The organism is Methanosarcina sp. A14 (genome assembly GCF_001729375.1).
Classification (GTDB): domain Archaea; phylum Halobacteriota; class Methanosarcinia; order Methanosarcinales; family Methanosarcinaceae; genus Methanosarcina; species Methanosarcina barkeri.
In genome coordinates this window covers 1-22,348 of sequence record NZ_LZPK01000041.1, presented here as the reverse complement: position 1 = coordinate 22,348, position 22,348 = coordinate 1, and the positions used below count along the sequence as shown (strand labels likewise).

Annotated in this window: 15 protein-coding genes, 1 tRNA gene and 1 pseudogene; 10 read left to right on the top strand and 7 right to left on the bottom strand. The window is 40.2% G+C overall.

What is annotated here, in order from left to right:
* Positions 1 to 298 precede the first annotated feature (298 nt).
* A tRNA-Gln gene (locus tag A9239_RS02910) sits at positions 299 to 371 on the top strand.
* A gap of 340 nt (positions 372 to 711) precedes the next feature.
* On the opposite strand, the gene A9239_RS20075 is transcribed toward A9239_RS02910, so the two are convergent.
* Complete coding sequence (locus A9239_RS20075; protein WP_255361888.1) at positions 712 to 834, bottom strand: hypothetical protein; 123 nt, start codon at positions 832 to 834, stop codon at positions 712 to 714.
* On the opposite strand from A9239_RS20075, the gene A9239_RS02905 reads away from it, so the two are divergent.
* Entirely contained in the window at positions 794 to 2,326 is a 1,533-nt protein-coding gene (locus A9239_RS02905; protein WP_255361890.1) for a PAS domain-containing protein, read from the top strand. The two genes, A9239_RS20075 and A9239_RS02905, sit on opposite strands and share 41 nt — an antisense overlap.
* 469 nt (positions 2,327 to 2,795) lie before the next feature.
* Here A9239_RS02905 and A9239_RS02900 read toward each other — a convergent pair whose 3' ends face one another.
* Both A9239_RS02900 and A9239_RS02895 read right to left on the bottom strand, forming a co-directional pair.
* Complete coding sequence (locus A9239_RS02900; RefSeq protein ID WP_230629025.1) at positions 2,796 to 4,067, bottom strand: ABC transporter permease; 1,272 nt, start codon at positions 4,065 to 4,067, stop codon at positions 2,796 to 2,798.
* Positions 4,060 to 4,971: an ABC transporter ATP-binding protein gene (locus tag A9239_RS02895; protein WP_048156514.1), complete on the bottom strand. Its 912-nt coding sequence runs from the start codon at positions 4,969 to 4,971 to the stop codon at positions 4,060 to 4,062. The genes A9239_RS02900 and A9239_RS02895 overlap by 8 nt, the downstream gene beginning before the upstream one ends.
* Before the next feature lie 156 nt (positions 4,972 to 5,127).
* On the opposite strand from A9239_RS02895, the gene A9239_RS02890 reads away from it, so the two are divergent.
* From A9239_RS02890 to A9239_RS02875, 4 genes are all read left to right on the top strand, one after another.
* Positions 5,128 to 5,799, top strand: a complete 672-nt coding sequence (locus A9239_RS02890) for a dihydrofolate reductase family protein (protein ID WP_048156517.1) — start codon at positions 5,128 to 5,130, stop codon at positions 5,797 to 5,799.
* A 518-nt stretch (positions 5,800 to 6,317) separates the two neighbouring features.
* Entirely contained in the window at positions 6,318 to 7,211 is an 894-nt protein-coding gene (locus A9239_RS02885) for a class I SAM-dependent methyltransferase (RefSeq protein ID WP_080943721.1), read from the top strand.
* Positions 7,196 to 7,375, top strand: coding sequence for a hypothetical protein (locus A9239_RS02880; protein WP_048122292.1), 180 nt, complete (start codon positions 7,196 to 7,198; stop codon positions 7,373 to 7,375). Before A9239_RS02885 ends, A9239_RS02880 begins: the two co-directional genes overlap by 16 nt.
* Entirely contained in the window at positions 7,372 to 8,157 is a 786-nt protein-coding gene (locus A9239_RS02875; protein WP_048122293.1) for a winged helix-turn-helix domain-containing protein, read from the top strand. Before A9239_RS02880 ends, A9239_RS02875 begins: the two co-directional genes overlap by 4 nt.
* Before the next feature lie 14 nt (positions 8,158 to 8,171).
* Here the strand turns inward: A9239_RS02875 and A9239_RS02870 are convergent, their stop codons facing one another.
* The 3 genes and pseudogenes from A9239_RS02870 to A9239_RS02860 all read right to left on the bottom strand — a co-directional run bounded on the left by A9239_RS02870 (position 8,172) and on the right by A9239_RS02860 (position 14,979).
* Entirely contained in the window at positions 8,172 to 8,546 is a 375-nt protein-coding gene (locus A9239_RS02870) for a response regulator (RefSeq protein ID WP_048122294.1), read from the bottom strand.
* Positions 8,518 to 11,670, bottom strand: a complete 3,153-nt coding sequence (locus A9239_RS02865) for a response regulator (RefSeq protein WP_048122296.1) — start codon at positions 11,668 to 11,670, stop codon at positions 8,518 to 8,520. The genes A9239_RS02870 and A9239_RS02865 overlap by 29 nt, the downstream gene beginning before the upstream one ends.
* Positions 11,671 to 12,126: 456 nt before the next feature.
* Positions 12,127 to 14,979 (bottom strand): annotated as a pseudogene (locus A9239_RS02860) (cation-translocating P-type ATPase).
* A 573-nt stretch (positions 14,980 to 15,552) separates the two neighbouring features.
* Between A9239_RS02860 and mtaA the strand changes: the two are divergent.
* The 3 genes from mtaA (at position 15,553) to A9239_RS02845 (ending at position 19,746) form a co-directional block, all read left to right on the top strand.
* Positions 15,553 to 16,572, top strand: a complete 1,020-nt coding sequence (mtaA, locus tag A9239_RS02855; protein ID WP_176722091.1) for a methylcobamide:CoM methyltransferase MtaA — start codon at positions 15,553 to 15,555, stop codon at positions 16,570 to 16,572.
* A gap of 293 nt (positions 16,573 to 16,865) precedes the next feature.
* Positions 16,866 to 18,485 (top strand): methylamine methyltransferase corrinoid protein reductive activase, encoded by a 1,620-nt coding sequence (locus A9239_RS02850; protein WP_048122301.1) that lies wholly within the window; start codon positions 16,866 to 16,868, stop codon positions 18,483 to 18,485.
* Between the two features lie 82 nt (positions 18,486 to 18,567).
* A complete protein-coding gene (locus A9239_RS02845) occupies positions 18,568 to 19,746 on the top strand; it encodes a GTP-binding protein (protein ID WP_048156520.1) in 1,179 nt (392 codons plus the stop codon).
* 61 nt (positions 19,747 to 19,807) lie between these two features.
* Here the strand turns inward: A9239_RS02845 and A9239_RS02840 are convergent, their stop codons facing one another.
* On the bottom strand, positions 19,808 to 20,596 hold the full coding sequence (locus A9239_RS02840) for a winged helix-turn-helix domain-containing protein (protein ID WP_230668968.1): 789 nt from the start codon (positions 20,594 to 20,596) through the stop codon (positions 19,808 to 19,810).
* Between the two features lie 855 nt (positions 20,597 to 21,451).
* On the opposite strand from A9239_RS02840, the gene A9239_RS02835 reads away from it, so the two are divergent.
* Positions 21,452 to 22,123 (top strand): GTP-binding protein, encoded by a 672-nt coding sequence (locus A9239_RS02835; protein WP_052712945.1) that lies wholly within the window; start codon positions 21,452 to 21,454, stop codon positions 22,121 to 22,123.
* The last annotated feature ends 225 nt before the right edge of the window (positions 22,124 to 22,348 follow it).

Here is a 22,348-nt window from a genome sequence, read left to right as displayed (position 1 = left end):
GTTGAGGAAATTGACGCAATTTTTCACGATTCCTCACTTAACCGACGACGCATGAAATTATTTTAAATTAATGATATGAAAAATGGCATGTTAGCGAAAAATAGTTTCATGGAAAAGATTTCAAAGCCAAAAAAGAACATTATAGAAAAATATAAAGCTATATAAAGTCTTAACAAGAAACTATTAAAAAGCAGAATAAAAAGGAAAGGAATATTTATGGAAAATTACATAAAATAGTCTCAATCTGGCACAAAAATTAAGTACAAGAATTAATCTATAAGTAAAAGCTTTAACATGCAGTCCTGTAGGGTAGTGGTCAATCCTTCGGGCCTTTGGAGCCCGGGACAGCGGTTCGAATCCGCTCAGGACTATAAAAATATTTTAGCTAGTTCTAATTAATACTACTATTTTTTTGTCTTATCCCGAAATAATTTTGGGATAAAACATATGTAAATTCGAGGAAAATTATAATTATATAAATTAAGAATAAAATAAAGTGTAATTGGCTCTTCGCCATTCCCTATGGATAAGATGATTTTCAATTCGAGACCACATTGGTTTTTATGAAGACATTGCGAAGATATCCACATAAAACAACGAAGAGCTGAATAAATATAACTACTAAAACTGTATAAAATGAGAAACAAAAGAGCATATAAAGGGTTCAGCTCTTAGTTTCTTCTTGCTGAAAACTCTTCGACCTTTTTACTTTTAAGAATTTTCAGGATCTCTGGGGGGTGAAAGAATTACTTCTTTAATATCTGAAGATGCAGGATCTGATGAACTTGAGTTTATAGCGGTCGCGGTACACTCTCTTGTTGGACTTCCAACCACTATCCGCAGCCTCAAACGAAAGGGACTTCGCCTGGAGAAAGGTAAAATCCTTGACAGAAATTATACAGGCCCTGTACTCGAAGAGGTGCTCAGGACCGGAAAGACCATACGTGGAGTGCCAAAGAAAGGCACGTATCTGGGCAGGAACGTGGTTGTTTCTCCCATATTCTCAGAGGACGGGAAGGTTATTGCGGTAATAGGAATTGTGGATTTACTTTCTGTCCTTGAGATGCAGGAAATAATCAGGACAGTAGTAAATAACAGTCCTGCAGTGGTATTTCTCTGGAAAAATGAAGAAAAATGGCCTTCTGAATTTGTTTCTGAAAATGTGGTTCAGTTTGGGTACACAGTGGAGGACTTCATTTCAGGCAGAGTCCTGTATGGAGATATTATCCATCCTGAGGACCTGAAGAGAGTTGAGGATTCGCTTAAAGAGCGCATCCGAAGAGGTGAAGTCGACTTCAATATAGAGTATAGAATCTTTACAAAAGTAGGGGACATCCGCTGGGTGAATGAAAGGACATTTATCCAGCGGAGTCCTGAAGGAGAAGTGACTCACTTTCAAGGGCTTGTACTGGACGTAACTGAGAGAAAAGAAAACGAAGAAGCTCTCAGGAAGTCTTTAGAGACTCAGAAACTTTTGAGAACTATAATCAATAACAGCCAGGCAGTGGCTTTTTTGTGGGAAAACAAAGAAAACCTGCCAACGGTGTACGTTTCAGAAAACGTAACTAAGTTCGGATATAGAGTAGAAGATTTTACGTCAGGAAAAGTCCCTTACAAAAGCATTATTCATAAAGATGATAGAGGCTCAGTTATTGAAACTCTCAAACGCAACATTGCAGAGAAAAAGGACTATTTCGACGTTGAATATAGAATTTTAACGGGAGATAGAAAAACGCTCTGGGTAGAAGAGAAAACCTTTATCCAAAGAGATGAGGAAGGAAAAGCAACTCATTTCCAGGGCCTTGTAGTTGATATTACTGAAAGAAAAGAAGCCCAGAAAATGCTTGAGATCCAGCGAGAACTCGGAAAGGAACTGAGTACTACCTGGAATCTCCAGACAATACTCTCCCGAGTTCTTGATTCCTGCCTTCAAATAAACGGACTCGATGCAGGGGTTATATACCTCAAGGACGAACTCCTGGATCAACTAAACCTGGTTGCATATAGGGAAACTTCCCCTGAGTTTAGAGAAAAAGCTTCCAGATATAAGGCAGATTCTCTGGAGGCACGGCAAATTTTGATTGGAAAGCCCATATACTCACTGGAATTCTACTCAGATACAACGGTTGACGCGATGAAGAAGGAAGGAATAAAATCCATTGCCATAATTCCACTCAACTATAGAGGAGAGATTGTGGGCAGCCTGAATTTCGCTTCCCATACGCTTGATAAGATTCCTTGGGATATCCGAAACTTCCTTGAGAGCATTGCTCTCCAGGTGGTAAACTATATCGCTCCAGTCTGCATTCAAGCAGAGCTCTCGTGAACACCCCTAAGCTTAAAGACTTAGGGGCTTCCTTGAGTCATCCCCCCAACCCAGTTTCCCATGTAAAGAATTACAACACTTGCATTAGCGCAGGAGATATTCAAGAATACCCAGGGCAAAGAACAAAATCGCCGTAGAAATCGAGAGACTGCTGGACTCACAGCAGAAGTAAAAAATAGTGGATAAAACAGCGGAGGATAGAAAAGGAAGACTGAAAAAAGGATCTATGCGTAGATTCAGGATTCACAAAACTTAGGCATTGAACAAAAGTTGAATTAAAATCAGTTAGGTGGTCCACAAGGTTTATTCTATGTCAATGAAGTTTATTACTGGATCAGTTTTGAAGCTGCCCGGTATTTCCCTTCATTTCACAGCTACTCCCTTATGAACCAATTTATACTATATGCCCAATATTATAAAATCGTGTCGATAAAACTATAGTTTATTTGATCAGTTATTATATTTGGCATTAGGCTCCTTTGTTCATCGATCTGGATTCCGTCCAGATATTCTTCCAGATTTCCTTTACTTTCGGTCTTTTCCCGTACATGAGCAGATAAGTCCTGAAAAGCCGGCTGGAAAGTAAGATCACAACATAAACCGAAATCAACAGAATGAAGATACTGGCAAGAATCTGATAAAGAGGCACAGACGTAGTTCCCATCCTGGCAAGCATGGCTACAGGCGAACTAATAGGAAAGAGAGAAAGAAAGACTGAAAATAAGCTGTCTGGGCTTGTAACGATCATTTGCATAAATATGAGTGGAAATGCGGCGACAAACGTAAAAATTCCTGCAATCTGCTGGCTCTCCTGAAGGGAACTGGTGACAGCCCCAATTCCTGCCATCACACTGGCAAAAAAGAGGAAACCAAATATGAAATAAATGACAGCAAGGAAGAGAGTGGTAGGTTCGATTTTTACAGTAAGGGCATACCCGCTCCCGAGCGTTATTACCACAAGCCAGATTAAAACCTGCAGAAGACCGACTGCGCCAAGGCCAAAGATCTTGCCTGTAAGGATTTCAAAAGGAGTTGCCGAAGACAGCAGGATTTCTATTATCCTGTTTTCTTTTTCTTCGGCAACTCCGCGAAGCAGAAAGCCGGATGATGAAAAAATGCTGAAGAAGAGGAAAAAAGCTGTAAGAAAAGGAAGACCAAAGCTGGCAAAGATATCATTAATACCCTGTTCAGAAGACTCTCCGCTCTCTCCCACATTATAGAACTTTATGTTAACCGGGTCTCGGACCCTGTTGAGAGTTAGCTCGTCCACTTTGTCCTTAAGGAGGGAAGTAATAACGATATTAGAGAGTCCAGCGGACAACCCAAAATTTTGCATAGATGCTTCTTTTTCAAAGCTATACAGTTCTATTGTTCCGGTTTTAAGAAAATCTTCATGAATAACAAGGTAGGAAGAAATCTGTCCTGCCTGTAAGGCTTGCCTTGCATCAGAAATGTCACTGTACATTACAAATTCTACAACTGAGGTTTTTACCTCTGAGGGCTCTAGAGAAAAACCTTCTCTATGTATTGATTCTGGGAATTCGAAAGAGCCAGTCATATCAATATAACCCACTCTCTGGCCTTCAGTTGGGCTAATGCCCGAAATAACTGCAGGGAGAACACTGATTCCTGCAAACAGGAATGGAAAGAAGAAGGTTATAAAAATAAATTCTTTACGCTTTATTGTTTTCAGGAACTCATGCCTTGCAACAATAAAGGTTTTTTTGGAAAAACTATTCATTGGAAGCACTCTCCAGAGTTTGAATAAAGATCTCATTCAGAGAAGGAAGCTTTTTTTCAAAACGTATGAGGTTTGCTTTCTGGACAAGCTCCTCAAGAAGGATCTGGACGCTTATTTCATCTTCAGGGAAAATTTCAACCGATTTTCCATGTTCTATTACTTTCTTTATGCCAGAAATTTCCCGAATTGTATTCAAATCCCCTTTTTCTGCAAATTCTACGATCAGAGAGTTTTTTCCATGCTCCCTCCTGATATCATCTACAGAGCCATAAAGTACTCTCTTGCCTTTGTTAAGCATAAGGATCCTATCACAAAGTGTCTGGGCCTGTTCCATCATATGGGTGGAAAGGATTATTGTTTTTCCTGCTGCCCTGAGTCCCAGGATTTTGGCCATAACTGTCTTCGTATTTACAGGGTCAAGCCCGGAAAAGGGTTCATCAAGGATTAAAAGTTCAGGTTCATGGATAATTGCGGAAAGGAACTGGATTTTCTGCTGCATTCCCTTGGAAAGTTCTTCAACTTTTTTGTTTTTATATTGCTCTAATTCTAGGGATTTGAGAAGGGACTCAGCGTTTAAATGAGCCTGTTTTTCTGGTACGCCTTTAAGCTGTGCAAGATAAACCAGCATATCAAGAAGTCTTGTTTTCTTATACAATCCCCGTTCTTCAGGAAGGTATCCAATTCTGTTTTTTGCAGCAGGGCTCAGGAAATCCCCAAAGACAAGTATTTCCCCAGAGTCCGGCCTGATAATATCAAGAAGAAGCCTTATAAGCGTTGTTTTTCCTGCCCCATTTGGCCCTAGAAGCCCGAAGATCTCGCCCTGCTTCACTGAAAACGAGATATCCTCGAGAATAGTCTTTTCTGAAAAAGACTTTGATACGCTTTCAAATTCTATAGTATGCATTAAAATTAAATACATTCCTATACAGATAACTTCTTTGATATATTATAGAAACTTTAAAGTAATTAAAAGCTGATTTGGCTTTTAAAAGTAATTTTTCAGTATTAAAAGGGTTAATGGGAGTTAAATAGGATAAGTAAGGAAAATCCAGGGGATAGTATGATACCAAAAGTAATAATTCACAACAGTATAAGTCTCGACGGCTCTACTACGGGCTTCGAAGCAAATATTGGAGTTCATTACAAAATCCTGAGCAGTTATCTGCCAGATGCCATGATAGTAGGCTCGAACACTGCAAAAACCGGAACCCAGTTCTTCTGCGAAAAAATTCCGCCTGAAGAGGAAGCGGACTTCAAGAAACCTGAAATTCAGCCTGATGATCCCAGGGCATACTGGCTGATTGCAGACTCAAAGGGAATCCTTGAAGGGTTAATGCACGTGTTCAGGCGTTCCGAGTTCAGCAAAGACGCTATCGTTCTGGTCTCACAAAAGACTCCTGAAGCTTATATAAATTACCTCAAAGAAAGAAATTATGATTTCATCCAGACTGGATCAGACCGTGTAAACATTAGACAGGCACTGAAAATTGCAAACGAAAGATATGGTTTTGAACTTGTAGTTTCAGATAGCGGGGGAGTTCTGAACAGCATATTACTCGAACATGGACTTGTCGAAGAAATCAGCCTAATCCTCACTCCTGAAATAGTAGGGAAGAATGGAACAAATCTTTTCAGGACCCTGGAAAAAAGTGGTACTCGGCTTGAACTTTTAAGAGACGAAATTGTGGAAAAACAATATGTACATCTGCTGTATCGGGTTTTGAAAAAATAAAAGAGCTGGAAATATAATTTTTAGTACAAAAAAAGCTAAAAATTCGATATTTAGTACAAATAAAGTTAGAAATACAATATTTAGTAAAAATTTTTCACTTAACAGACTTACAACCACCAGACCTCAGAGATTTCAAGACTGAAAAGTCTCGTAAATGGAGCTCAATTAGCTTTTGCAAAAATTCTGTTTCCCGATTTCGCCTTGGTAGGAGGAAACATAGTGACTACCCTAAAAATTATTTATACTAGGTAAAGTAAGAGAGAACACTATATAAATTAGCCCTTTTTGAGCTCTAATTGGAGTTGTTTTTTAGACCTAAACTCCGACTAATTATGGCATAAATATTACATATAGGCAGTGGAGTCGACAAAATCCTGCCTGTGGATATAAAAATCCCTGGAAACCCTCCCTCTCCGAAAGAAATCCTACGCGGGATATCTGCCCTGGTAAAAAATAAGGAAAATGAAAACTGATATAATTTGGAATACTAAATTATTTCAGAAACTGGCAGATTTGACATGCAGGCCAAGAGAGACATTCCACACAGAGAACTAAAACTTTCAGTTAAACAAGCTGAAGCTCTGGGATATTACGACTTTATGAGTTATCTGGAAGTACCTTATTATCATGTAGGTGGCCTTACCTCTACCAAAAAACTTGCTGAATTATGCAGGATTGACTCTAAGAAAAAAGTCCTGATGGTTGGATGTGGAAGCGGTTTTTCTGCCTGTTACCTTGCCAGAGAAATCGGCTGTGAGGTAGTAGGAATTGATATTGCAAAACTTTCGATTGAGAAAGCAAAGAAAAGAGCAAAAAGACAGGAAGTTTCAGACAAAGCAGAATTCATCGTCGGAGATGCTCATGCCCTGCCCTTTGAAGCAGGGACTTTCGATGCCGTGATAACAGAGTTTGTGTCCCAGTTTTTAGACAGGGAAATAGCTTTCAAAGAATTCGCAAGGGTTCTTAAGTCGGGGGCTTATGTGGGGATGAACGAAATGTATAGAGAAAAAGAGATTTCTGCCAAAGCCGCCAAAGAAATCGCTCAAGCCGAAAAAATAATTGGAGAAATAACAGGACTTCCGTTTTCCCTGTTGTTACCTGAAAAATGGAAAGAAGAACTTGAAAAAGCAGGATTGAAAGATGTTAATGTAAGAATGTGCAAACCTATCCGGTACCTTCAGGAAACAAAATACATGGTAGAAGCGATGGGGGGCACCTGGAGCTTTGTAGAGTACCTCATAGACACAATTTCGAAAATGCTGAAATACTACCTATTAAGTAAAAAGATCCGATACCGGTTCAAAAGGCTGGAAAAAAGCAAAAAAATTCTCCTCCGAAAAAAATCAACCTCAAAGTATGTGGGTTATGTATTAGCTACGGGAAAAAAGAAGGTTTTTTGGAAAAAAATATAAAGGATCAATTGAAAAGTAGCGCAATAATGTTGCGAGAAGCTCCTTCAAAGTTCTTCTGGAGGAAGAAAGAATTTTTTACTAACTCAGACTGCTTTCTGAAAAGAAATAAAGGAGGAATATCTCTTCTAGATATAAAACTTTCCCGGGGAGATGGAACAAAATGAAAACATCACTTATTGATCTGGCGTTTCTTTCAGAAAAAAGGAAGGATGTATTACTCCTGCTAGAAGAAGGGCCAAAGACTGGAGACGAAATAAAAACAGCCCTCAACGTCAACTCAACATCGATAATGCCCCAGATCAAAAAACTAAAAGAAGGACGCCTGATAGTACAAGACGATAAGAATACCTACAAGCTCTCGGAGATTGGAGAGATAGTAGTCGAAAAGATGGAGCCTTTACTGAACACCGTAAGGGTTTTTGAGGAAAATTACGATTACTGGACAAGCCATGACTTTACTGCAATTCCCGAATATCTCCTTAACAGGATTGATGAATTAGGGAACTATTTCATGCTTGAGCCCGACCTTAACCGGCTTTTTGAAATTCCTGAAGATTTCAGAAGCAACCTTCTGGAATCAAAACACGTCAAGATGTTTCTCTCATATTTCAACCCTCTTCACGTTGAAATGTACCTGGAACTTGCACAAAAAGAGGCTGAGATATGTCTTATCCTGACAGAACCCGTTTTTGACAGGATGAAAAAGGATTATTATGAGGATCTGAAGTTTCTTCTGGAATCGAAAAATGTTGAAATTTACACTTGTGAAAAAAGCGTAACACTGAAAGACGTAGTGACAGAGCGTTTCTGCTCGCTTGTGCTTTTCGACAAGAAGGGAAAGTTTGACCATCAACGCCTGATGAGTTTTGACGAGAGTGCACTGAAATGGTGCGAAGAACTCTTTTCATACTATAAAGACAGGTCCACACAACTGGAGAAACTATAACTACCTTTCTGAGGTTAAGATGAATCATCTCCCAGATACTTATCTATCAGAGCCCTGAATTTGTGAATATCTATAGGTTTGGAGACATAGTCCACACAGCCCATTTCTATGAAATGTTCTTCACTGCCTTTCATAGCATGGGCAGTAACCGCTATCACGGGGATATCTGCAGTCGCAGGGTTTTTCTTAATTTGATCGAGAACCTCAAGTCCGTCCATCTTCGGAAGCTGCATATCCAGCAGGATAATGTCGAATTTTGTTTCAGCAAGGCGTTCAAGGGCCTTTACCCCATCCTCGGCTTTAGTTATGTTATGTCCGTAGAATTCCAGAAGGTCCAGGATCAGTTCCATGTTCATGGGATTATCTTCGACAATCAGGATTTTTTTCATCATTCCGCCTCTTCAGCATAGTTAATTGTTTTATTCTATTAATTAATTCTTTTCTTCCGAAAGTGCCTTTCTTCAGAATAGAAATAAGATGTCCTTTTAGCTCACTGTTCAGTTCCTCGAGATTCTTCTCAGTAAGCTCACCAGAAGTGCATACAATAAGAGGAATATTTTTTGTGCGTACATCGGCCCTCATACTGGATATAACATCAAACCCGCTAATTCCCGGCATCATGAGGTCAAGAATCAGAATATCGGGTTGATGCTCTAAGAAAAGATTCTGTAGGCCTTCTCTCCCGCTGTAAGCTTTTATAACCTCAAAGCCCTCGGGCTCAATCATCGAGCTCAGTAGTTCTACAGTATTTTCATCGTCATCTACTATAAGAACTTTAGGAGATTCGAACCGGAACTTTCCAGTAATTTCCCTGAGAGAGTTTACCAGTTCAATTCTTTTTACCGGCTTTGCAAAAGAGTAAGTTGCCCCGAGGGTAATTCCAAGCTCGTTATTATTGGTCATGGAAATAATAAGTACAGGTATAGAAGCCGTATAAGGGTCATTCTGTAGCTGCCTCAAGACAAGCCAACCATTAGTATCCGGCAGAAAGACGTCCAGAGTAATAATATCAGGTTTCAGGCTCTTTGCAACCTCTAAAACTCTTTTTCCACTATAAAGTAGAGCCACACTATATCCTGCATCCTTAAGGATAATGGAAAGAAGTTCACTGGAACTTTTGTCATCATCAACGACCAGAATAAGTTCCTGCTTAACATCTCCCTTTTCAGAGGGACAGATTTCGGGCAGCTCTACTTCTTCCTGCGAATTCTCTATATTTTCTTTTACTGAAAGAGCTGCTGCTTTACTCATCTCGAATTCTAGGATTACATCTTCGATTCCAATCTTGCTGGCTTTCCTGAGCTCCAGCGGTTTCCTGAGAGGAAGTGAAAAGGTAAAGTTACTGCCCTTCCCGGGATCGCTCTCAACCCAGATATCTCCCTGATGCAAGTTCACGATTTTCTTCACAAGAGCAAGACCAAGCCCTGTGCCGCAATATTGCTTGGCTGTTGAGGCATCGAGCTGGGTAAAGGGCTGGAAAAGTTTTACTTGGTCTTCGGCAGAAATGCCTATACCGGTATCTATGACTGAAATAAGAGCTCGATTTCCACTTTCTTTGCAATATACCGAGACTTTTCCACCATTTGGAGTAAATTTTATTGCATTACTTACGAGGTTGTAAAGAATCTGAATTAGGCGACCTCTATCGGCTTCGAGCGTTGTAACGTCGGATTCTACATTAAAAGTTACTTCAAGAGATTTTACCTGTATAAGAGGAGAAAGAACAGCTTTAACTTCTTCAAAAACAGAATCAATAGAAAATTCACTGTAGTGAAGTTCCATTTTTCCGGCTTCTACTTTTGAGAGATCGAGGATATCATTTATAAGTGCCAGCAAATGTTTCCCACTTGTTGAGATATTGCTTATGTATCGGAACTGCTTTTCGTTAAGATCTCCAAAAACTTTATCAAGAAGAATATCCGAAAAGCCTATAATGGAATTCAAAGGTGTTCGCAACTCATGGCTCACATTTGTAAGAAATTCACTTTTGGAATTATTGGCTTCTTCAGCTTCCAGTTTTGCCTGAATTAGTTTTTCTTCCGAACGCCTGTGTACGGTAATATCAAACCCTGTTTTCAGGATCCCGGTTATTCTGCTGTCTTCGTTCTTTATAGGAATCGCAGTGATCGTCCAGACCTTTCCATCCTGCGTAACTACTTCCCCGAACTCTTCGTTCCCAGATTCCAGTGCTTTCAGTACTGGAGATTTACCCGGGTTTTCTTTATATAAAATATACAGATCTTGATAATGCTGCCCGATAACGTCATCCATTTTCATGCCCATGTAATCAAGAGCTGCTTTATTTAGCCAGATTATTTTCAAGTCGGAGTCCATGAAGACTACCAGTTCACTGAGAGAATCAAGGATTAGCTTTTTTTCGTGTTCCTGGGCTTTAAATTCATTAGAAGTAGTTTTCAGGCGGTCAAGAGTCTGATTTATTCCCTCGGACAGCCTTGAGAGCTCATCATCTCCATCCATGGGAAATCGTTCGGAGAAATTTTCATTTAGTCGTACTTTCTCCACGAAATTATCAATTGCAACTATTCGGGATACAACTTCCCTATCGAGAAGAAACTTGCAACTTGCCCCAATCGTGAGACCTGCGAACAGAAGGAAAAACACTATGTATCGGAGAGCCTTCTGACCCTCGGCATAGATACTGCTGTCTGCGTCAGTCTGGATTACAATAGCTGGGCTTCCAGAAAGATCCTCAAGCACGGAATAACAGATGACGTGTTCTCCAGTTACCGTATATGTAAAATTCGGACCAGGATTTTCAAAAAAAGCCTGAAGAAGATCCGAGGATGCATTGTTAAAACTATAAAGTGCAAATGTACTTCCTGTACTTTCCTGAACAGATTCGATAAAACTCGAATCAAGATATTTACCAAGAATGATTGTACCTGAGCTTTCGTTATTATCCGGTGCAGCGAACACAGGCTGGCTAGAGATTATTGCAGGACCATTTTTCAGCAGAAACAGACCATTTAAAGAAGTTTCAGTTTCCTTACAGAGTAAACTGCCGTCATTAATTCTCTGACGGACTATGGGAAGATAGGAAGCATTAACAGTAGAAGCATTAACAGTAGAAGCATTAACAGTAGAAACAGTAACAGTAGAAACATTAAGAGTGGAAGCGCTAGTAGAAGGCTCGGGATCCGAAATTTCAGAATACACAATATACCCTGAATGATTTACCAGAAAAATAAAATCACACCCACTGATGGAAAAGATGTCACCGAGTGGAGTTCCACTGCTGAGATTCTGAAGACCCTGATTAAGCATTAAATTCCTGACATCGTCTCTTGAAGAGAGATCAGAATTAATCTTCTCAAGCTGTAGGATCTGAAGGTCGATCATGTTCTCTATCTTTTCTACGTTGTCAGTTGCCTCTTTTTTCTGCAAGTCGGAAAAAGTGGAACCGAGAATGCTCTGAGATGCAAAAATAACAACTGAAATGAGAAGAGCAAAGATGATATAGATAATAGCAAGGATCTTTCTACTAACGTTCATATTTTAAGCTCGGTGCTGAGGCTTCAGGTTAATTAAACCGGAGGTAAGATATGGATCGGGTCTGCAAGGAACATTATAATGTAATAATACTGACAGATGAAATTAAATTGGAATCTATATAAAAGTTTTCTACAATAAATCATAAAAAATTAGCTTTATTAAATCAAAATTAAAGGACAATAACATTCGCTATGACAATTACAAGTAGGTATTAGAGTTTTTTATAGAAAAAAATGTTTAAAAATCAATTATTCACAAAATAATGCTAATTTTAGTGCTTTATTATTTAACAAAAAGATACAGAGCATGGAGCTCAGATATATTATAGTTGGTAATATATAGGAAATGAGATGACATGCCTTTGTAAAACGAAGAAAAAACCATGACTCACTTCTGTTTGCTACCCTGACCAACATTACAATTTTCATTGTAAATCCCGCTTTTTATAACTTTGATTTACCACTTAAGATATCTGGTTACCCAGCTTACATTCCTTCTCAACAGATATTTTCTTAACTCATCGATTCCAAGCAACAAAATCGCAAAAGGAACAGCAATTAGCAAATATCTGAGGTCAAGAGGAGAAGTATTGAAAATAAGATTTGCCGACGGATTCCAGATAATAAATGCCAGGATCAGGATTTCACTTGCAATTCCTATCAGGACCATACGATTACTAAATAAACCCATTGAGAAGACTGACTGATACCGAGTTCGGGAAGCAAAAACATTAGCAATCTGGCATATAATCACTGCTGAAAAGAAGGCAGTTATTGACTGCATGTAAAGGGGGTTGTTATTTGCAAGCTGCTCGCCAAACCTCCAGCCCCCCTCAAAAAGGACGGCAAAATAGCAGAAAAAGCCTGCAATAGCTTCTACAGGGCCCTTTACTGCGTAAGCTGTAAAAAGCAGAGGAGGAGTCAAAAGCTTTTCTTCTCTCGCTCTGGGAGGTCTTTTCATAATATCACCTTCTCCTTTTTCTTTTCCCAAGGCAATCGCAGGTAGCATATCCGTGCCCAGGTCGATTGCCAGGATAAGCTGTACAGGCATGGGAAGGGGCAGGGCAAAGAGGACGAAGGCTATGAAAGGCAGGATCTCAGGAATATTGCTAGCAAGAATGTATACGATGAATTTTTTAATATTATCGAAAACCGTCCTGCCCTCCTCTACAGCATTCACAATCGTAGCGAAATTATCATCAAGGAGAACCATATCCGCAGCTTCGCGCGCCACATCCGTGCCACTACCCATAGCAACACCCATATCCGCATTCTTGATTGCAGGAGCGTCATTGACCCCATCTCCGGTCATGGTCACTATCTCCCCTTCGGCTTGAAAAAGCTGCACAATTTTTAGTTTTTGTACAGGAGAAGTGCGAGCAAAGACGATGCTCGGATTTTTTAATCTTGAAGCAAGGTCTGCGCGTGATAGCGTTGCCAGCTCGTTTCCAGTAATGATCTCAAGGTTTCCTGAGTTTGCAAGCCCTACATCCTTTGCTATTGATTCTGCCGTGACAGGGTGATCACCTGTGATCATGACAACCTTGATCCCGGCTGTATGGCACTTTGCTATAGCTTCTCTGGCTTCAGGGCGTGGAGGATCTACAATTCCTATAAATCCCAGAAAGATAAAGTCCCCTGTATATTCCCTTAGTTCTTCTATCTGCCTGTACGCAAGGGCTATAATTCGTTCTCCTTTTTTTGCAAGGCTCAGGTGCCGGTTAAGAAGCTCTTGTTGCTCAGTTTCATCCAGATTCCGGATTCCTCCTCCTGAATCCAGGGATGAACTGCACATTTTCACAACTACTTCCGGGGCGCCCTTGAGATAGACTTCAAGTTTTCCTTCAGGAGTGCGGCAGATAACTTCCATTCTTTTCGTAAGCGAATCAAAAGGAAATTCTTCCAGCCTCGGATAATCATTCTTGAGATTTCCGATATCTTCCAGACCATTTGCAAAAACGAGAAGTGCACCTTCAGTTGGGTCACCAGTATATCCCGGAGCAGACTCGCGAAGTTTTGCATTATTACATAGTCCTGCAACTCTTATGAAAACAGATGATAATTTTTCAGGATCCCATACAGATTATGTTAGAACACAGAATTCTTCTGCCTCTGAATCCACAAGTTTTTCTACATCCTCTTTGTTTGTACTTTCGATGATACCCTGTTCTGTGGTTGTTTTTTTAGTACTGGTAGGGTTTTCGAGAACGAGACATTCAAAACCGATCATGATAGAGTTTACTGCCATCTTATTCTGAGTCAGGGTACCGGTTTTATCCGTACAGATAACCGTTGTCGAGCCCAGAGTTTCTACGGACTCAAGCTGCTTTATAAGAGCATTCCGCGAGGCCATTCGCTTGGAAGCAAGGCTAAGGGCAAGAGTGACTGTGGGCAAAAGCCCTTCGGGCACATTGGCAACAATAATTCCAATCGCAAAGATTAGGCTTGCAAGAAAAATATCCTGAAGAAGAAAAGCAAGCATAAAGAAGACTATTCCCAGGGAAATCGCAATTGTAGATATAACTTTTATGAAATAATTTATTTCTCTTCGAATGGGAGTATCCACACCTGAAGTCTGTTGTGTGAGTGTTGCAAGGCTTCCGATCTGAGTATTTTGTCCAGTTGCAAAGATAACAGCTTTTCCATTCCCGCTCTGTATTAGAGTCCCTGAAAAAACCATATTCCTGCACTCCAGCATATTTGGATGAGTGCATTCAAGGGACCGAAGCTGAGGCTCGGATTCGCCAGTAATAGCCGAGTTATCCACTTTCAGAGTATTAATTTCAACCAAACGCCCATCTGCAGGAACCTTATCTCCTTCCTCAAGAAGGATGACGTCTCCTACAACAAGCTCCGATGCCAGAATATCCTTTACCGTTCCTTCCCTCAGGACCCTGGCATGGGGGGGAAGAAGCTGACGAAAGCTTTCCATTGTTTTTTCAGCCTGGTACTCCTGTATGAATGTAAAGGTCCCATTGATGACTACAACGCCTGCAAGAGCAATTCCTATATACAGGTTTCCCTGTCCTGGATCAAGGTATTCTCCAATGAAAGACAGAATCGATCCCACAGTTAACAGGATCGAGAATAAATTCCGAAACTGCCTGAGATACTTATTTATTATGCTCTCTTTTCCTGTTTCTTCAAGAACATTGGCTCCACATTCTTTGAGCCGATTGGCAGCTTCCTGATCGCTGAGCCCGTTTTCGTCAACGTTTAACTTTTGAAAAAACTCCGAAAGTTGAATACTATGTTCGTTCCCCTGGGGAGAACAAATCTTGCTGTTATCACCAGTCAGATTCTTCCCCATCGAAATCCCCATTGTGATTTAATGCGATACAAGAATAAGAAGCTTGACATAGATTCTGAAAAACATTTTGAAATCCAAAGTGAGAGAGGTAGCAAATAAAAGAGGAAATAAGGTAGAGAAAAATTGCATTTGGTTTGTTATCAGATCAGACTTGATCCATTAACAAAGTAAAGTGAAAAAGTGGAGAACCTAGCTACCATAAAAGGATGAACAACGAGATCGAAATTTATGACCCTATTTATTAAAAATATGGTAAAAAAATATTCTTGACAAATAGCTTTTATAAGTTGTTAACTAAAAAAAATGCCCGTACTCTAATGTAATCAAAGGAGCCTGAGAATTATTTTTAGTACCCTGGTTTCTATCTCCGCTTGGACGAGGTGGAAAGGGAGATTCGAATTTATTTTTGAGTTCCCAGGCAAAACCTAAGATTTTAACTGTGTTTCAAAACTCTGGATTTTCTATTCCGGGGCGTGAAACCTTTTGGATTTAAAAGGTCTGAACACTAATATTGTCAAGTAGGCAATAAAATTCTAATAAAAATAAATCAAGACAACTTAAAAAGGTATGACTATGAGCGAATTTACACTTAAAACGAGACTCTTAGCTGCCCTTGAAGGCAAGCCCGTTGACAAAGTACCTGTCTGCTCCGTAACCCAGACCGGGATTGTAGAACTTATGGACAAAGTTGGAGCTGCCTGGCCTGAAGCTCACACTAATCCAGAACTTATGGCAAAACTAGCAATTGCTAACTATGAACTTAGTGGACTTGAAGCTGTGAGGCTCCCCTACTGTCTTACCGTTCTTGGTGAAGCAATGGGCTGTGAAATCAACATGGGTACCAAAAACAGGCAGCCGTCTGTCACAGCTAGCCCCTACCCCAAAAACCTCGATGGTGCAGCCGTCCCTGCAGATCTCCTGCAGAGAAACAGAATTCCAGCCGTACTCGAAGCAATTAAAATTGTCAGGGAAAAAGTAGGACCTGACGTGCCAATTATAGGAGGTATGGAAGGCCCGGTTACACTAGCTTCCGACCTGATAAGTGTAAAATCCTTCATGAAATGGTCCATTAAAAAAACTGACCTCTTCGAGCAGGCTCTTGATATCTCCACAGAAGCTGCAATCGCCTATGCAAACGCAATGGTCGAAGCTGGCGCAGATGTTATCGCTATTGCAGACCCTGTCGCCTCTCCTGACCTCATGAGCCCTGACACATTTAGACAGTTCCTTCAGTCAAGGTTACAGAAGTTTTCCGCTAGCGTTAACTCCGTGACTGTACTCCACATCTGTGGTAAGGTTAACGCGATCCTCAGCGACATGGCAGACTGCGGTTTTGAAGGACTCAGCGTAGAAGAAAAGATCGGTAACGCAGCTGAAGGAAAGAAAGTCATTGGAGACAGAGCAAGATTAGTAGGAAATATTTCCAGTCCTTTTACCCTACTGCCTGGACCTATTGACAAGATAAAAGCTGAAGCAAAAGTAGCTCTTGAAGGCGGCATAGATGTGCTTGCACCTGGCTGTGGGATTGCACCCATGACTCCTCTCGAAAACGTCAAAGCCCTGGTTGCAGCAAGAGACGAGTACTACGCCTGAAAAGGCACAAAAATTTTTTTATTTTTTAAGGACACATTCCAGAGTTCTAAGATTTTAGAATAGCTGGAACTGTGTTCTACGTTATATTTTTTTAGTTTTGGCAGAGGAGTGAAAGCTCTAGAGCTAGACTCTGATAGGCTATGACCTGAGGAAAGCCGTTCAGAACAAACAATTCAGTTAAATAGCTTTAGATCTAATTCAACATAATACTTATTTAAATATATTAAACTAAGAATATGTCTAAAACGTACTGGCTAACAAATCTTAAACTTTTTTTTGGAGGAGGTTAAGATATGAGAATAGGAGTTGCAATTGACCTCGGAACCAGCGGTTTTAGGGCCCAGAAAATTGACCTGGAAACCGGTGAGATTAAGAAAACCGTCATAACACTGAGAAATCCCCTGCCCGGAGCAAACGTAATGGATCATCTTGATTTTGCAATCCACTACGGACTTGACAAGGCCCACGGGCTCTCGGCAACCGCAGTAAAAAACATTCTTGCTGAACTTGGAGTAAACCTGGCAGAAATGGAAAAATTTGCAATTTGCGGAAACCCAATTCAGCTTTCTATATTCCAGGGTATTCCAATTGAAGACCTGGCATACGCCGGAGAACGTAAAAAGCAAAAATATCACATAGAAGAGCAAAACAGGGATGCTCGTATAATACCCCTGGCCGAAATAGAGGGATTTGAAGAAGCTACAAATTGCAAACTATTTGTGCCTCCGGCAATTAAACACGAAGTTGGAGCCGATGCTCTTGCTCTTATTGTAAAGGCTGGCATGATTGAGAGTAATGACATAGCGATTGCAACGGACTACGGAACAAATGCCGAAATGGCTCTTAAAGCAAACGGCGTTATATATACAGGTTCAGCTGCTGCAGGTCCTGCCCTTGAAGGTCAGGAGATAGAATGCGGGTCCATTGCTTCCCCTCACACAATTTGTGACGTGGAGTTTGAGGGAAATAATCTACGCTGCTATGTACTCGATCGGGATATGAATACCATCAAGGGAGACCTTGTAAATCCTAAAACCGGGGAGGTAGTGGAAAAGGGAGAGCTCACTGCAAAAGGCATCACAGGCACTGGAGTTATTGCCCTTATAGAGACAGCTATGAGAAATAAACTAATTGTGCTGCCAAAGATTCAGACCCCGGATGGCATTCTTCATCTTCAGGATGGGGTCATATTTACCAATAAAGATCTTATTGAAGCAGGGAGAGCCATAGGAGCACTACGGGCCGGGCATATTACTCTCTGTGCAGCTGCAGGCATAGACATGGAAGAACTACAGACAGCCCACATGTCAGGCGCTGCAGGCACTTATATGGACGCGGCAAAAGCCCATAAGGTGGGAATGATCCCTTACAACGCGAATTATGTTTCCCAGATTGGAAATACCTCCCTGACCGTTGCCAGAGAAATTCTGCTCTCTGAAGACAGGCTCTGGGAACTGCAGACAATTGCAAAGGAAATAGTGGGCACCCATGTAATGTTTGCAACCTCCGATGCATTTAAGGAGGCTTATATGCTGGAGCTTGCTTACTGGAACGAGGGCATGGCTTTTAAGATGCTTCAAAAGTTCCTGAAAAAGAAAAAACTGCCCATGATTGGTGAGCCTTCCTCTATTCTTAAAATTGACCGTCAGGTTGAAAGGGATATTCCTGAACTTGGAGAAGAAGGACTGGAAGTACTGGAAAAGGTCGGGACTTACCTTACCATGGTAATCGAGGGGTGTGAAGGCTGTCATAAGTGCGTAAAGGTCTGTCCTAACGGAGCCCTGAGAATGGAAGAAAACGGAGTTGTAAAAATAAGAACTGACCTCTGTGATGGTGCAAATTGCCAGCGCTGTCTGCACGCCTGCCCTGATGACAGATTTAAATGGGAAAATCTGACAGTCGCAGGAAAGTAAAAAAGGGTAAGCTTATTGAGATTAAAGACGAATAAAGAAAAAAATAAACAATAAGCAAGAAGATACGAAGGGAGGAAAAAACGTGCAGGTCATTGTAGTGGGGGGATTTCTGGGAAGCGGAAAAACCACCACTATTATCAATATGGGCAAATACCTGGCAGAGAAAGGGAAAAAAGTTGCCATTATAGTGAACGAGATCGGGGAAGTCGGAATTGATGGGGATGTGATAAAAAAGTTCGGGTTCGATACGAAAGAGATCACAAATGGATGCATCTGCTGTTCTCTGAAAGTAGGACTAAGGGTAACAGTTACTTATCTTGCAAATGAATACAAGCCTGACATCCTTATGATCGAACCAACAGGCATCGCCTTCCCGAATATAATAAAGAAAGAAATTGAACTTATGAATCTTGGCGAGCAGGTAAAAATCGCCCCTCTTGTGACCCTGATTGACGGCAGCCGTTTCAAGTACCTGATGAAAGAAGTAAAAGAATTTGCTATGAGGCAGATTATTGATGCGGAAATTCTCGGGATAAATAAGATAGACCTGATAGAACCTATTCGAATTCCAATCCTTGAAGCCTCGGTCCAGCAACTGAATCCGAAATCCAGAGTAGTCCTGCTTTCAGGAAAAGACACAGGTGAAAGCTTTGAGAATTTTATGCGATTAGTGCTTCCTGATCTTGAAGAACTATCCAAAGAAGCCCCGACCGAGATAACAGAAGAAATAAAACCTTCTAAAGCTGCACCTTCTGCACCGCAGGAGACCGAAAATTCAATTGAAGCCTCAAAAGTAGGCAGTTATTCTGTAGAGTTTGCGGTTGAAAATGGAAGCCTGAGTACTGAGGTTGCCAGGGAATTAACAACCGAACTGATGAACACAATAAAAGCAAAGGTGCTGCAACTAAATCCCGAGTTTATAGGGCACATCAAGCTTTTCCTGGACAATGGATCAGAAACCGTGAAACAGAACATTACAATATATTATGAAGAGCCCCAGGAAGATGTGATCAAATCAAAGGAAGGAGCTACCCCTACCCTCAAGATACTTTCAGCGGTCTCAAACGTTGACGAGGAAGCTGTTAAAGCTGCTGTAAATAATTCGGTACATGAGGTATTTGAGAGAAAGCAAATAAAAGTAAACAAAATCGAGCATGAACATGAACACCATGAACATGAACACCATGAACATGAACACCATGAACATGAACACCATGAAAAGCATAAGCATGGTGATCAGGAAGAAGAAATTAGTGAGTAAAAGAAATTTTTCCTCACATTTTTTAATTGATCTCCGGTTTTAACTGATCTTTGTAGTTCATTTAACCTTCATCGTTATAATTAATCTTCGTGGAACGGTCTATATAATACTGAGCCAGTTCATTTCCCCACTCCAGGGCACTTGGAGTAAAACTCGTGATCTTCTTGTGATCGAATTCTCCTTCTTTTCCGAAAAGTTTCAGCATAAAGAAATTATCTGTAACCATGAAGGAAGAGGGCCTTATTTTACCGGAGTATATATAAAGCGATACTTTATTTTTAAGCAACACATTATATTCTTCTGTAAAGTCATTTTTAAATCTGTTATACACTTTTTCATCGAGCATAAGGTGTACTTCGGCCCCATTTTCCGCACAGGCAGCATGGATCGACGGGCAATCAGGACAGAAATAAGAGTAAAAGGATTTTATAGTTTTTGAACCATTTAGTTTGTCACGCAAATACTGTGGAAATTCGAAAAGGTGGTCAAGATCAGGCTCGTCCAAGTTACATTTTTCCAGCATATCAATTTTCTGAATCAGGTTTTCGGGAATAGGAGACCTGTCATGCTTTGACCAGTAGTCCTTGTTTCCATCAAAAACGTCAAGAACAGCTTTAAGAGGGAGCATTTTCTCAACGATTACTGACCCTATATCCGAAAGTTGGTAGATACTTCCCTTCTGCACTATCATATCCATATCTTTCAGTTTTTTAATTTGAGGCATTAGAGCACAGGAGTTTACATGAAGAACTTCTTTTATCTCGTTAATATCCATCGGCCCGTTAGCTAACTGAACAAGAAGATTTTTTCTTTTTTCAGAGAAAAAAATCAGGTCTATAAGTGAACTCATGTTTATCAGCTTCCAATTACTCATATATTGTCTAAGCCGAAACAAATTCGCCAGAATTTGCCCTAAAACCCACCACGATCATGGAGGCAACATAGTTTCAGCCTTTAGTCAAGATGATAAAGTAAAAAGTGTTTCATATCAATGATACTTATCACGTTAATCAATATTAGAAGCAATGAAAATTTTATTCTTGCTTATTCGGAATCCTGCTCAGGGACATATTATCCGTGTATCAATTGATAAAACTCTCTCATCTTAAAAACGGGAAATAATTTTCAACCAGAACTAAATTAATATTGTGAGGATTGTATTTAATTTTTGATAATATATAATGTATATTGCGGAGATCATATTTAAAGTATATTGAAAAGAAAGCTCTTTTACTGACGAATATTAATGCCATGGACTGTAAGCAGGATCGAGTTTTTCAAAACTCTGGATACTAAGGACTCTGGATTTCTATAATTAAATATGCAGTCAAGCCTTCAAATTTTCAATACCCTTCAATATTTAATGACTTCTATTTTTCTAGCCGGTAGAATTTTGTTATCCCCTTGCAATATTGAAAACGTAATGTGTTGGAAAATTCAGACCAGTATGAAATTTCAGGAAAAGCTTATTTTTAAAAGGGGAAAATATTGAACCTCAATAAAAAAACAGTGTCGGTTAAGCTATATACAATTAAGAGAATCTTTAATTATAGAGTCAAAAGGAATAACGACCTCTGGAGATAACCCCGAAAAAACGTTTTTAAATGATGGTGGCAGTGTCTCTCCATTTTAGACACCCTATAAGATATTGCCACTACCAGAGGGTTATTCGGACTCTTGCTTAACTTATGGAAGGTGTAAAGGCATGAAATGTATGTTAATCGGAGGATTCTCGGAAAGCGGGAAAACCACACTGATAAGAAAACTTGTTGAACATTTGGGAAAACAGGGACAGAAAGTGGCAGTTATCGCTGACGAGATAGGAGAAACAGGGATCAATGGAGACACGATCTCGGAAGGGGAAGTTGAAACCAGGGAAATTACAAGTGACTGTGTCTACTGTCCCCTGAAAATCAACATGGAATACACCTTGAGAAATCTCATTGCATCTTACAACCCAGACACTATTATAATAGAACCCACAGGAATAACTCCCCCTGGACAAATAAAAAGAAATATTGAGAATATGGGAATCCCGGGAATAACTTTTGCCCCGATAGTGAATCTTGTGGATGCCAGCCGCCTGAGTCAGAAGACGGGCGAGCTGCAGAATTTCATGATAAATCAGATAGGTGAGGCTGAGATCCTGGGCATCAATAAAGTAGAACTTATAAATAATCGTGAAGAACTCCTGGAAATCTGCCTTTTCCTGCGCAAATTAAACCCCAGAGCAAGAATGATTCATTTTTCGGCCCAGCAGGGAGGAGAAAATTTAGACAAATTGATCGAACTGTTGGAAAAGACCAGTAGGAGAGGAGTAACCCTGAGCAGAGAAAACTCGATTCAAATTTCTGGAGTTTCGGCCTATTCGTCCTAATTTGAAATCGCTTCACAGGAGATCTCCATCGAAACAGTGATTTCTGTTTCCGAGTAGATTCTGGAAAGCATAAAAACTAACATGATATTCTTTGAATAACATGCACAAATAATGAAAATGCTTGCAGATGGCAGCATTTTCATGCTAAATAAGGCAGAAGAGCTAAACCCTGAATACATAGATCACCCAACCACATAAACCACTCAATCACATAAACCACTCAAT